This is a genomic window from Pseudomonas taiwanensis (assembly GCF_013393345.1).
Classification (GTDB): Bacteria; Pseudomonadota; Gammaproteobacteria; order Pseudomonadales; family Pseudomonadaceae; genus Metapseudomonas; species Metapseudomonas resinovorans_C.
Window position 1 is genome coordinate 104801 of sequence record NZ_QJRF01000057.1, and the last position, 12239, is coordinate 117039.

The 12239-nt window shown below is 67.6% G+C and carries 10 protein-coding genes and 1 pseudogene; 4 read left to right on the forward strand and 7 right to left on the reverse strand.

The window, feature by feature from the left end; translation table 11 throughout:
- Positions 1 to 45: 45 nt before the first annotated feature.
- On the forward strand, positions 46 to 969 hold the full coding sequence (locus tag DM872_RS12810; protein ID WP_179059851.1) for a LysR family transcriptional regulator: 924 nt from the start codon (positions 46 to 48) through the stop codon (positions 967 to 969).
- On the opposite strand, the gene DM872_RS30905 is transcribed toward DM872_RS12810, so the two are convergent.
- Together DM872_RS30905 and DM872_RS30910 are read right to left on the reverse strand one after the other, a co-directional pair.
- Positions 959 to 1852 (reverse strand): methyl-accepting chemotaxis protein, encoded by an 894-nt coding sequence (locus DM872_RS30905; protein WP_373273712.1) that lies wholly within the window; start codon positions 1850 to 1852, stop codon positions 959 to 961. The two genes, DM872_RS12810 and DM872_RS30905, sit on opposite strands and share 11 nt — an antisense overlap.
- Positions 1844 to 3226 (reverse strand): annotated as a pseudogene (locus DM872_RS30910) (HAMP domain-containing protein); the annotation flags it as partial. The pseudogene DM872_RS30910 and the gene DM872_RS30905, both read right to left, overlap by 9 nt.
- A 77-nt stretch (positions 3227 to 3303) precedes the next feature.
- On the opposite strand from DM872_RS30910, the gene DM872_RS12820 reads away from it, so the two are divergent.
- From DM872_RS12820 to DM872_RS12830, 3 genes are all read left to right on the forward strand, one after another.
- On the forward strand, positions 3304 to 4461 hold the full coding sequence (locus DM872_RS12820) for an alpha/beta hydrolase family protein (RefSeq protein WP_179059853.1): 1158 nt from the start codon (positions 3304 to 3306) through the stop codon (positions 4459 to 4461).
- Positions 4462 to 4483: 22 nt separating this feature from the next.
- Positions 4484 to 5419 carry a VOC family protein gene (locus tag DM872_RS12825; RefSeq protein WP_179059854.1) on the forward strand — a complete coding sequence of 312 codons (936 nt, stop codon included), beginning with the start codon at positions 4484 to 4486 and terminating at the stop codon, positions 5417 to 5419.
- 292 nt (positions 5420 to 5711) lie between these two features.
- Positions 5712 to 7127, forward strand: coding sequence for an MFS transporter (locus DM872_RS12830; protein ID WP_179059855.1), 1416 nt, complete (start codon positions 5712 to 5714; stop codon positions 7125 to 7127).
- A gap of 121 nt (positions 7128 to 7248) precedes the next feature.
- Here DM872_RS12830 and DM872_RS12835 read toward each other — a convergent pair whose 3' ends face one another.
- The 5 genes from DM872_RS12835 to DM872_RS12855 are packed head-to-tail and all read right to left on the reverse strand — an operon-like array spanning position 7249 to position 12228.
- Positions 7249 to 8886: an arylsulfatase gene (locus DM872_RS12835; RefSeq protein WP_179059856.1), complete on the reverse strand. Its 1638-nt coding sequence runs from the start codon at positions 8884 to 8886 to the stop codon at positions 7249 to 7251.
- A gap of 15 nt (positions 8887 to 8901) precedes the next feature.
- Positions 8902 to 9690, reverse strand: a complete 789-nt coding sequence (locus DM872_RS12840) for a cyclase family protein (RefSeq protein ID WP_179059857.1) — start codon at positions 9688 to 9690, stop codon at positions 8902 to 8904.
- An 11-nt stretch (positions 9691 to 9701) separates the two neighbouring features.
- Positions 9702 to 10676, reverse strand: a complete 975-nt coding sequence (locus DM872_RS12845; protein ID WP_179059858.1) for an NAD-dependent epimerase/dehydratase family protein — start codon at positions 10674 to 10676, stop codon at positions 9702 to 9704.
- The gene (locus DM872_RS12850; RefSeq protein WP_179059859.1) at positions 10667 to 11659 is read right to left on the reverse strand and encodes a fumarylacetoacetate hydrolase family protein; all 993 of its coding nucleotides are present in this window, start codon (positions 11657 to 11659) and stop codon (positions 10667 to 10669) included. The genes DM872_RS12845 and DM872_RS12850 overlap by 10 nt, the downstream gene beginning before the upstream one ends.
- Positions 11656 to 12228: a cupin domain-containing protein gene (locus DM872_RS12855; protein ID WP_179059860.1), complete on the reverse strand. Its 573-nt coding sequence runs from the start codon at positions 12226 to 12228 to the stop codon at positions 11656 to 11658. The genes DM872_RS12850 and DM872_RS12855 overlap by 4 nt, the downstream gene beginning before the upstream one ends.
- Positions 12229 to 12239 lie beyond the last annotated feature (11 nt).

The following is a 12239-nucleotide window of genomic DNA, read 5'->3' on the forward strand; positions in this document are numbered from 1 at the left end:
GGATGCAGGGTATCGCGAAAATAAATACAACTAGAGATGCCTGGAATGCGCTTCAAGCACCTGGACCTGAACCTCCTGGTGGCACTGGATGTGCTGCTCGAAGAGCAGAACATCACCCGTGCCGCCGCCCGCCTGCACATGACCCAATCGGCCACCAGCGGTGTTCTCGGACGCCTGCGGACCTACTTCGAAGATGACCTGCTGGTGCAGGTCGGCCGCAAGATGATGCCCACCCCGCTGGCCAAGGAACTGGAAATCCCGGTTCGCGAAGTGCTGCTGAAAATCCAGACTTCCATCACCGCCAAGCCGGTCTACGACATCGCCGAGAGCAAGCGGCACTTCCGCATCATGGCCTCGGACTACCTGATCAGCGTGCTGTTCGCCGAAGTGATCCGCGAGATCAACAACGAAGCCCCGAACATCACCTTCGAACTCATCAGCCCCGGCGAGACCGCCGTCGAGATGCTCATGCGCGGAGAGGTGGACCTGATGATCGCGCCGGAGCACTACGTCGCCAAGGAACACCCCTCGCAGTTGCTCTTCGACGAGCAGCACGTCTGCGTGGTGTGCGCCGAGAACTACAGCATCGGCGAGCGCCTGACCCTCGAACGCTACCTGGAGCTGGGGCATGTGGGCGTCGCCTTCGGCCGCAGCCGCACGCCCGGCATCGAGGAATGGTTCATGTCCCAGTACGGCTGCAAGCGCCGCCTGGAAGTGATCACCCACGACTTCAACACCCTGCCGCAACTGGTCATCGGCACCCAGCGCGTCGCCACCATGCACAGCCGCCTCGCGCGACTCTATGCGCGCAACCTGCCGCTGCGCATCCTGCCGCCGCCCGTGGAGCTGCCGACGATGCAGGAGTACATGAGCTGGCACCGCAGCCTGGATCGCGACCCCATGCTGCGCTGGCTGCGCGAGAAGCTGATGGAGATGGTCCGCCGCCCGGAGTCCCCCGTCACCCTCTGAGTCCATCGGCATCGGGCGTTCCACTGCGGAACACCCCCACGGCCTCGCCGAGGCTGGCGCTCAGCCGCTGCAGGCTGCCCGAGGCCTCTTCAAGGCGGCCGCAATCCTCGGCGTTCTGCTCCACAACCTGACTGACATGGCCCACCGCCGCATCCACGTGGCGGGCCATGTCGTGCTGGGTGGTGGCCGTCTCGGCGATGCTCCGTCCGGTGCGTTCGATGCGCACCATCGCCGCACTGACCGCCGCCAGCACCCCAGTGGCGCGGCCGCTGAGTTCGACGCCCTCCCCGGTCAACCGCTGACTGCCGCGCAGGCTCGCGGCCGTGTCACGGGTCAGTTGGCCCAGGCGCTGGATCATGGCGTCGATCTCGCCGGTGGAATCCCGCGTGCGGCTGGCCAGGGCCCGCACCTCGTCGGCCACCACGGCGAAGCCACGGCCGTGTTCGCCGGCTCGGGCCGCCTCGATGGCGGCGTTCAGGGCCAGCAGGTTGGTCTGCTCGGCCACCGCGTTGATCACGTCCAGCACGGCGGTGATGCCCTCGCTCTGGGTTTCCAGCACTTGCATGGAAGCCGCGCTGGCGGACATTTCCCGCGACAGCCGCTGCAGGCTGTCACTGGCCTGGCGCACCAGGCTGTCGCCCTCGCGGATCAGCGCACCGGCTTCTCCCAGGGCCGTCTGGCTGCCGTCCACCTGCGCACTGGTCTCGGCCGCCGCGCCGGTCATGCGCTGCATGGCGTCGACCACCCGGTCGGTCTGCTGACGCTGCGCGCGCACGCCCTGCCCTGTGCGTTCCACCATGCCGGCCAGGGAGCCGGCGGCGCGGTCCAGCTGCGCCACTTCTTCGCCAATCCTCCCCACCAGCGCGCGCAAGGCCTCCAGCATCAGGCCGATGGCGTCGCTCAGGCGGCCCAGCTCGTCGCGCCGGCCGGAAGGCGCCAGGCGCTCACCGAGGTCACCAGACGCCACCCGCTGGGCGAGCCCCAGCATGCGCCGCAGCGGCGCGACCACCGCGCGACGGATCGCCAGGCAAGCGCCGACGCTCAGGGCCAGCGCCAGCAGCACCATGACCGCCAGTTGCAGGTCGAGGCGCTGGCGCAGTGCGGTATGGGCGGCGTCACGCCGGACCCGCTCCGCCTGCAGCAGGCTCGTCACCTTGTCCGCCGATGCCGCCATGCTCGCCTGGGCGGCGGTGGCCGACTCGCCGCTGGCGGCGAAGCGCCGGAATGCCTGGCGATACTCCTCCAGCGCACGGCTGGCCTCGTCGAGGGACTGGCGTCGCTCGCCGTCCAGCCGCGACGCCACGCTGGTCAGGGCGGTGCCCAGTTCGTTACTGCGGTTCTCCCAATCGTCGTGGAAGCGCTTCTGCGCATCCAGGGAGAAATACAGCTCGCTGTCCCGCAGATTCGCCAAGCGTTCGCGCAGGCTGGCCGCCTCCTCCAGCAACTGCATCTGCTGCGGGTCGGGCGCCGCGTCCTGTTCGAGGCCGAGGTTGATGTCATCCAGCTGGTCGAGGAACAGCCCGCTGAAACGCTGGCCGGTGGTCTCCGCCAACGCCTGCATGCGCAAGCGCGCATCGACGGCTGCGCTGCGTGCCCCGGCATAGCCCCGAAAAGCGTCCAGATACTGCCCGGTGGTAGTTTCCAGGGCCCGGCCGAAGGCCTCTCCCGACTGCGTCAGGGGCAGTTCGGCAGACAGACGCCGCAGGTTGGTCTCGACCCGCTCGACCGCCGCCGGCACGGGTGACAGGCCGAAATCCTTTTCCGCCAGGCGCGCCCGGGAAAGGCTGTCCTGCAGCCGATCGAGGGCGCGCAACTGCTCCGCGCCGGCCTGGGTCGCGCGCAGCGCATGAAGGGCGGTGAGCGCCATGCCCAGGGTGCAGGCCAATACCAGGGCGAACCCCAGCGACAGCTTGCCGCCGACACTGAGGTGGTCCAGCCAGCGCCGCAGCGCACCGGGCCGGGAATCGAGAGTTCGAATGGTGACGGGCAAGGCAGCCTCCTCCGTTGGGCAGTGCGCAGCGAGCGCGGCCGCATACCCTAGCCAGCCCCTGTGCGGGCCAACCAATCGAGACTGACGATGCAAGGCATCGCCGTTCGCCATGCCTGTCGCGCGAGAGGTGGGGCCATGTATCTCGCGATCCGATAGCTGGCATCCGAACAAGCGATTTGTCCAATTCCTACCCCCATGCGAGCTTGCCAGGGCCGCCCCAGCCGGGTGGTCGACGCCCGCACCACTGCCTGATGCGGGAGCAGTCATCCAGGGAGCGCCCGCCTTGCGTCCGGCGCCAACCGCCGCGAAGGCGCGCCCCGGATCAGAAGAAGGAAAACAACAACATGTTCCGTTACTTCCCTACGAACTACGTCTGGAATCTCTCGGTGGACCTGGCGCTGGAAATGGGCGCCCGTATCGGTGAAATCGTCGAAATGTGCGAACCCCTGCAGGACGCCGCCAAGCAACCCGACGCTGCCGGTACCCGGGCCTTCCGTGAAACCTGGTCGAAGATGGCCGACAAACTCTGTGACCTCGCCCGCGAGGACGAAGAGAAAGGCCGCCTGCTCTCGGCCGGGGAGAAGTACAACCGCGCCGCCACCTACTATCTGACCTGCGAACGGCTCCAGGCCCACGGTGCCCCCGGCCGTCTGGAACTGTACCAACGCTTCCTCGACACCTTCGCCCGTGGCATCGCCCTCTCCGGCGAGAACTGCGAACGCGTGGAGATCCCCTACGAGGGCAAGGTCATCTCCGGCCTGCTCGTCCGCGCCGAAGGTGTGGAAGGCCCCGCACCGCTGCTGGTGCAGCTAAACGGCCTGGATTCCACCAAGGAAATGAAATACCGCGTCGGCCTGCCGATGTGGCTGGCCAAGCGTGGCGTGTCCTCGCTGCTGATCGACCAGCCGGGCACCGGCGAGGCCCTGCGGCTGCATGACTTGAAAGCCCGCTACGACGCCGAGCACTGGGGCAGCCGCGTCTTCGACTGGCTGGAGACCCGCGAGGACGTGGACGCCAGCCGCATCGGCTGCGAAGGCGTGTCCCTCGGCGGCTACTACTGCCCCCGCGTGGTGGCCTTCGAACCGCGCTTCGCCTGTGGTGTGGTCTGGGGCGCCAACCATGACTGGCGCGACGTGCAGAAACGCCGCCTGGAGCGCGAGGGCAGCTTCCCGGTGCCGCACTACTGGGAGCACGTGCGCTGGGTCTGGGGCGGCAAGGACGTCGACGAGTTCATGACCATCGCCGAGAACGTCCACCTGGACGGTGTGGTGGAACGCATCAAGGTCCCCTTCCTGGTCACCCACGGCGAACAGGATTCCCAGATCCCGCTGAAGTGGGCCCACCGTACCTACGAGCAGTTGGTGAACAGCCCGAAGCGCGAACTGAAGATCTTCACCCCGCGCGAAGGCGGTGTGCAGCACTCCAGCTTCGACAACTCCATCAATGCCGGCCAGTACATCGCCGACTGGGTCGCCGAGACCCTCGGCGGCCGTACCGCCTGATTGCCAAAACGAGAATCCGACCATGAAGATCATCGGACCTGATTACCTGGTGTTCGGCGTCGACGACGTTGACGCCTGCGTGCAATACCTCACCGACTATGGACTCAAGCCACGCGGTCTCGACGCAACCGGCGGCTACCTGGAAGCCCTGGACGGCACCGGCGTCGTCATTCGCCATCGCGACGACGCGCGCCTGCCGAAGGCGATGGAAACCGCCAGCACTCTTCGTGAAACGGTCTATGGCGTCGCCGACGAAGCGACTCTGCAGGCCATCGAGGCCGAGCTGTCGAAAGATCGCGACGTAGTCCGTGGTAAAGACGGCGTTCTCCGCGTAGTGGATGACATGGGCTTTGCCCTCGGCTTCCAGATTACCTGCCGACGCACTCTCGACCTGCCCGGCGAGATCAGCAACGCGCCTGGTTCCAGCTTCAGCCGCGAGGTCAATACCCTGGGCTCCAGCGACGAGATGGCCGCCCTGCCCCGCAGCCTGTCCCATGTCGTCTACTTCGTCCCTGACTACGCCAAGGCGGAAGCCTTCTACCTGCGCATCGGCTTCGTCTGCACCGACCGCTTCACCGATGTCGGACCGTTCCTGCGCCCGGCCGGCACCCTGGACCACCACACGCTGTTCCTGATCCAGACACCTCCGTTCATGAAGGGCATTGAGCACTTCACCTTCCACATGGGCGGCCCCACCGAAGTGATGCTGGCCGGCACCCGTCTGGTGGAGAAGGGCTACGAGTCGTTCTGGGGCCCCGGCCGCCACCAGTTGGGTTCCAACTGGTTCTGGTACTTCAACAGCCCCATGGGCTGCCACGTGGAGTACGACGCCGACATGGACCTGCACGACGAAAGCTGGACTGCCCGTGAGGCTCTGCCCGGCGCGGACAATTCACAGTATTTCCTGTTCCACTACCAGGAAAAATGGGCACCGGGTGGTCCGCCGCCCAAGCATTGACGCGCTCCGTCGTCATCGGCAGGCACACCCCCGGAGCCGCACGCCCCGGGCAAGGGGAACCTGCCGCCTCAACTCCCGGGAGCCGGCTGGCCCGGGAGTCTTTTTGCGCCCATGGCATGGTGACGATCAGTCACTTCGCCAACGCCACGGACCCCGCCCACAAGGCATGGGCTCCGCCTTTTTCATCCCCTCGGACCGGTGTTCCCCATGGCGACAGGCTGTAAGGGACATCGGTCCATCCCTTAACCTGTACGCCATTCGTCACGCCACCGACCTCCCGCCAAGGAATTCGATGAACGCGCCACCCCGCCACCTCCCCGCCGGCCATGCGCAATTGCGCAGCCTGCTGCCCGGCCTGATGCTGGGCCTGTTCATGGCCGCCCTCGACCAGACCATCGTGGCCGCCGCCCTGCCCGCCATAGCCCGCCAACTGTCCGGTGCCGAACTGCTGGCCTGGGTGGTTTCCGGTTATCTGCTGGCGATGACGGTGGCCACGCCGCTGCTCGGCAAACTGGGCGACCAGTTGGGTCGCCGGCGGATGCTGGCCGTCGCCCTGCTGCTGTTCGTCCTGGCCTCGGTGCTTTGCGCGCTGGCCCGCGACATGGGTGAGTTGGTGGCTGCCAGGCTGCTGCAGGGCATCGGCGCCGGCGGCCTCATGGCCACTACCCAGGCCCTGGTGGGCGACCTGGTGGAGCCCGCCGAGCGCGGCCGCTACCAGGGCTGGTTCAGCAGCATGTTCGCCCTGGCGAGCCTTGCCGGGCCGGTGCTGGGTACCGGCCTCAGCACGCGGCTGTCCTGGCACTGGGTGTTCTGGCTGAACCTGCCCCTGGGGGTACTGTGCTTCCTGTTGGCGCGCCCAGCGCTGAAGTCCCTGGTGCAGCAGCGCCGGGACTCACCCATCGACTACCTGGGCGCCGCCCTGCTGTCCCTGGGCCTGGCCTCCCTGCTCTGGCTGGTTGGCCGTGTCGGCCACGCGGTGGATCCTCTGGACGCCGGCAACCTCGCCGCGCTGGGGTTGTGCGCCGTGGCACTGCCGCTGTTCGTCGCCAGCCAGAAGCGCGCCAGCGATCCGCTCATCCCCCTGCCGCTGTTGCGCATCGCGACGGCGCGGGGCGGCTGGCTGCTGCTGTTCTTCGCCAGTTTCCAGGCGATTGGCCTCGCCGTGCTGATTCCCCTGCATACCAGTGGCCAGGGGTTTTCCAGCAGCACCGCACAGCTCACCGCCATCGCCTTCGGTGCGCCCCTTGGCGCCTACCTTGGGGGACGGCTGAGCGCCCACTGGGGTCGCTACAAAGGCCTGCTGGTCACCGGCAGCGCACTGCTGCCGTTGGCCTTGTTGGCCTGGGCCTGGCTACCGCTGTCCGCCGGCGGTCATCTGCTGGTGCTGCTGCTTTGTGGCGCCGCCCTCGGCATGCAGTTCCCCACCTCCCTGGTGGCGGTGCAGAACGCCGTGCCGACCGAGCACCTGGGCGTCGCCACCGGTCTCTGCGGCCTCTCGCGCGGCCTCGGCGGTGCACTAGGGGTAGCAGCATTGTCCAGCCTTTACTGGCTGCTCTCGCCGGAAGCGCCGAGCGACGCCCTCGAACTGGCCGGCGGCGCACTCGCCGGCGAGGCCTTCCGCCAGCTGTTGCTGCTGGACAGCCTGGTCGCCCTGCTACCGCTGCTGATCGCCCTGCGCCTGGAGGACCTGCCGCTGCGCCGGGCGTAGGGTGCACGGCGCACACCGCCCGATCCACCCTACGAACTGACTCCAGCCCGTAGGATGGGTAGAGGAACGAAACCCATCGCCTCGTTGGAGTCCAGGGCGATGCGGCACAGGCGCTTCGGCCTCATTGCACCCCTGCAACCGGCGGCGCGACCACCCCGACCCGGCGCGCATAGTCCAGCCAGGCCCCCTTGAGGCGCTCCAGGGTCGCCGGCTGTTCAGCTGCCAGGTCCCGCTGCTCGCCGCGATCCCGGGACAGGTCGAACAGCTGCCAGCGGAGCGGCGGCGGAACGTCACCGGGCTTACCCCAGGGCACCAGGCCGAGCAGTTTCAGGTTGCCTTCGCGGTAGTAGCGGCTGCCGAACAGCTCCCCGGCCATGAATGGTTCGGGGCGGCCCTGGCCTTCCAGCATGGCCAGCATCGAACGGCCGGTGATGGGGTGCTTCGGCTGGTCCTTCCAGCTGTCACCCGGATCGGGCAGACCAGCCAGGGCGAGGAAGGTCGGCGCCAGTTCATCCACCCGCGCGACGCTGCGCTCCAGGCCCTGGCGACGGAGGCTGGCTGGCAACAGCACGATGGCCGGGACGCTGATACCGCCCTCGGCGGTGCTGCCCTTGAACAGCCGCAGGGGCGCCGCGCTCACCTCGGCCCAACGCAGACCGTAGTCGATCTGCGAGCCGCGCCGACCAAGGTTCGCCAGGCTGTTGTCGGTGTCGGGACCGGCCGGGTAGAACTGCTCGTGGCGCTCGCCAGCGGCGCCATTGTCGGAGATGAACACCACCAGGGTGTTGTCCAGCTGGCCGCTCTGGCGCAGGTAGTCGAGCAGGCGACCGACGTTGTGGTCGAGGTTGTCGACCATGGCCGCGTAGATCTCCATTTTGCGGGCCTCGACGCGCTTCTGCGCGGCGTTCAGGTGATCCCAATCGGGCAGTTGCGGGCTCGCGGGCAAAGGCGCGGCACTCTGGAAGTCCGCGGGCAGCAGGCCCATGGTCTTCATCCGCTCGATACGCCCCTGGCGGATTGCGTCATAACCGCCGTCGTAGCGACCCCGGTACTTGTCCAGGTAAGCCTCCGGCGCCTGTAGCGGCCAGTGTGGCGAGGTGTAGGCGGCGTAAGCGAAGAACGGCTTGCCGCTGCCTTCCCCCGCCTTCAGGTAGCCGATCAGCCTGTCGGTGTAGAAATCCGTGGAGTAAAAATCCGCCGGCAGCTCCACCGGGTGACCGTTCTCACGGTAGGTGACCTGTTCGAGCTTGGTCGCGGCTCCCGCTGTCGGCTTGAAGTGCACGGCGCCGCCCTCCAGCAGGGTGAAAGACTGCTCGAAGCCGCGCCGGTCGGGCCCCTGCTCCGGGGCCAGACCCAGGTGCCACTTGCCTACCATGCTGGTGCGGTAGCCACCACCCTGCAGCAACTCGGCGATGGAATGAGCCTGCTGGTTGAGGTAGCCCTCGTAGCCCGGCTTGCCGCGTTGGAAGGGCTGGATCGCCTCACCCATGGTGCCCAGCCCGGCCAGGTGGTTGTCGGTGCCGGACATCAGCATCGCCCGCGTTGGCGAACAGGTGGGCGCAGCGTACATGTTGGTCAGCTGCAGGCCGCTTTCGGCCAGGCGGTCCAGATTCGGCGTGGCGATCTCGCCACCGAAGGCGCCCAGGTCCGAGTAACCCAGGTCATCGGCGACGATCAGCAGGATATTGGGCCGCTCGGCGGCACCGGCATGAAGCGGCGCCAGGCAAGCCAGGGCAGCCAGCAGCAGGGAAAAGCGCACGGGGAACTCCTTTTCTCATTCTTCGAAGATGGCTACGGCGCGGACGAAGCCCGCCGAGGCATGCTTGATCTTGTAGGGGAAGCAGGACACCAGGAAGCCGCTCACCGGCAGGCTGTCGAGGTTGGCGAGCTTTTCCATCTGGCCGTAGCCGATGTCGCGCCCGGCCTTGTGCCCTTCCCAGATGATCGAGGCATCGCCCGATTCGGCGAAGCGCTCGCGGGTGTACTTGAACGGCGCGTCCCAGCTCCAGGCGTCGGTGCCCACCACCCGTACGCCGCGCTCCAGCAGGTAGAGCGTGGCCTCGCGGCCCATGCCGACGCCCGCTTCCAGGTAGCCCGGCTTACCGAACAGGCTGCCGGCGCGGGTGTTCACCAGCACAATGTCCAGCGGTTTCAGCTCGTGGCCGATACGTGCCAGCTCCGCCTCCACTTCGGCGGCGGTGACCACATGGCCGTCGGGCAGCGCACGAAAATCCAGCTTCACCCCCGGCTGCAGACACCACTCGAGGGGCAACTCATCGATGCCGAAGGCGGGCTTACCGCCATCGGTGGTAGACGCATAGTGCCATGGGGCATCCATGTGGGTGCCGCTGTGGGTGGTAATCGCCAGGCGCTCGGCAGCCCATGACTCATTGCCTGGCATCTGGTCGATGGACAGGCCGGGGAACATCGCGGCCATTTCCGGCCAACCCTGCTGGTGGTCCATGTAGTCGATCTTCGGCAACAGCGGTGGTGGATCGGTGTAGGGGTTGTTGTCCAGGGTGACGGAAAGGTCGACCAGGCGGCGTTTGCGGGCAAGGGTCATGGCGGCGGTTCTCAAGCGATTCGTTCAATGGCGTGGGTACGCCGGGACGTGGCATTCAGCGCGTTGCGCACCAGGGCCTGGGCCGAGCCGTCGTGGCGGAAGCCCAGGGTCCGGGCCAGTGGCGTACGCAGGGGTGGATAGCGACCGAACAGGGCCTCCAGGCCGGCGTCGGGCTGGTAGCTGACCAGCTCCCGGCGGTCGTCGCCGAAGGCTTCGGCCAGTGCCTCGACCACCTGGGCGACGGATAGCTGCAGCACCGGCAGTTGCCAGATGGGTTGCGCCCCGGGGTTGTCGAGTTCGGCGGCATGCAGCAGGTTGTCGACGCAGCAGCGAGCCGACATCCACCAGGCGGTGGCGCTGGGAGACACCGGGCACTCGTAGGCTTCGCCTGCAGCCAGGGCATGCATCAGGTCGCTCATGAAGGCCGAGCGCAACCCATTGGGCTCGCGAGGCCGTGCGACGATGCCGGGCAGCCGCAAGACGCGGCCATCCACTTCGCCACGGCGGGCCAGGTCGCTGACCTGGGTTTCCACCATCAGTTTGTGGGCACCGTAGGACAGCGCCGGGCGTGGCATCAGCCCCTCGTCCATGCGCTTGGGCAGGTCGACGCCGTACACCGCCACGCTGCTGGCGTACACCAACACCGCTGGGCGTGCCGTGCGGCGCAGCTGATCCAGCAGCTCCAGGCTGGCCAGCAGGTTGACCTGGTGACCCAGGCCATACTCCCGCTCCGCCGCGCCACCGGGGATGCTCACCAGGTGGAAGACCACGTCCATGCCGTCGGCCAGGGCCCTGCGCAGCAGTGTGGGATCGGTGATGCTGCCCTCCAGCAGACGCAGGCGGTGGTCCGCCGCGAAGCTGTCGAGACGCTGGTCGAGCAGCACCAGCGCCTCAATCCTGTGGCCGCGCAGGCTGCCCGACTCCAGCAGGCGCTGGACCAGTTGCCGGCCGAGAAAGCCCCCAGCCCCGGTGACCATCACGCGCATGGCGAGCCTCCCTGGATCACCCGCTGGTCGATGGCGCCGAACAGCACTGATCCGTTGCTGTTGCGCGCCTCCATGCGCACCCTGTCGCCAAAGCGCATGAAGCCGGTGGCTGGCGCCCCCCGGGCGATCATCTCGATGGCGCGACGCTCGGCGATGCAGGCCGAGCCGACACTTCGATCGGCGTTGGAAACGGTGCCCGACCCCAGAATGCTGCCGGCGGCGAGGCGACGGGTCAGGGCCGCGTGGGCAATCAACTGGTGGAAGCCGAAGTGCATGGCACCGCCATGGGGATGGCCGAACCACTGCCCGTTCCATTCGACGTTCAGCGGCAAGTGCACACGGCCGTCGCGCCAGGCGTCGCCCAGCTCGTCTGGGGTCACCGCTACCGGAGCGAAGCTGGAGGAGGACTTGGCCTGGACGAAGCCGAAGCCGGTTTTCATTTCCCGGGGTGCGAGGGCCCGCAGGCTGACGTCGTTTACCTGCAGCACCAGGCGGATATGGCCCAGCGCCTGCTCCGCGGTGCAGCCCATGGGCACCTCGTCCACCAGCACGGCGAACTCACCCTCGAAGTCGATGCCATGGGCTTCGTTGGGCAGCGGGATGTCCTGGCGAGCGCCGAGGAAGTCGTCACCAGCACCCTGGTACATCAGCGGCGTAATCTCCACGCCTTCGATGGGATCGAGGTTGAACGCGCGTTGCATCAGCTCGCCATGGCTGAGGAAGCAGGAGCCGTCCAGCCATTGCCAGGCCCGGGGCAGCGGCGCCAGGACGTCGGCTGGATCGAAGTCAAAGGCGTCCTCAAGTTCGCCCCGGTTGAGAGCGTCGTAGCGGCTGCGCAGGTCCTCCTCCAGGCTCCACCAATGATCCACCGCCGCCTGCAGCGTGGGAGCGATATCGGTGGCGTCCACCGCGCGGGTCAGGTCGCGGGACACCAGCAGCAGGCGCCCGTCGCGGCTGCCATCGGCCAGGGTGGCGAGCTTCATTTCAACACCTCCGCCAGCGCCGGTGCGTAGCGGCCGTCCAGCAGGATGAAGACCATCCGCGCCATGGCCTCGGTGCGGTTGCTCCAGGCGTGGTTGGTGCCGCGCTGGACCACGATGTCGCCGCGCTTGAGGTGGATTTCCTCGCCATCCAGCACCAGCCAGACCTCCCCCTCGGTGACGATGCCGTAGTCCAGGGTCTCGGTGCGATGCATCAGCTTGTGCTTCGAATCAGCCTTGCCAGTGCCGGCGTGGGCTTCACCGATCTCGGCAAAGACGGCGGCCGCGTCTTCGGCGCTGACCTGGTTCTGCACGCTGTCCGGCGGGATATCCACCACGCGGATCACGCTGCCCAGGGCGTCGGGGGACAGTTGCAGTGCCTTGGCGGTGGGGTCGTCGCCGTTGTCCAGGGTTGCCGGGCTGGTGGCGCTGCTCCACACCTCGTAGAACAGGGTGCCGGGCACCGCTTTGAGCGGGAAGTTGTTTGGCGTCGGGCCAGCCATGGCAACCACGGCCTGGCCGGTGGCGTCGTGGCCGGTGACCACGCGTTTGAAGGGGGGAAGTGCGTGCATGGAAACTCCTT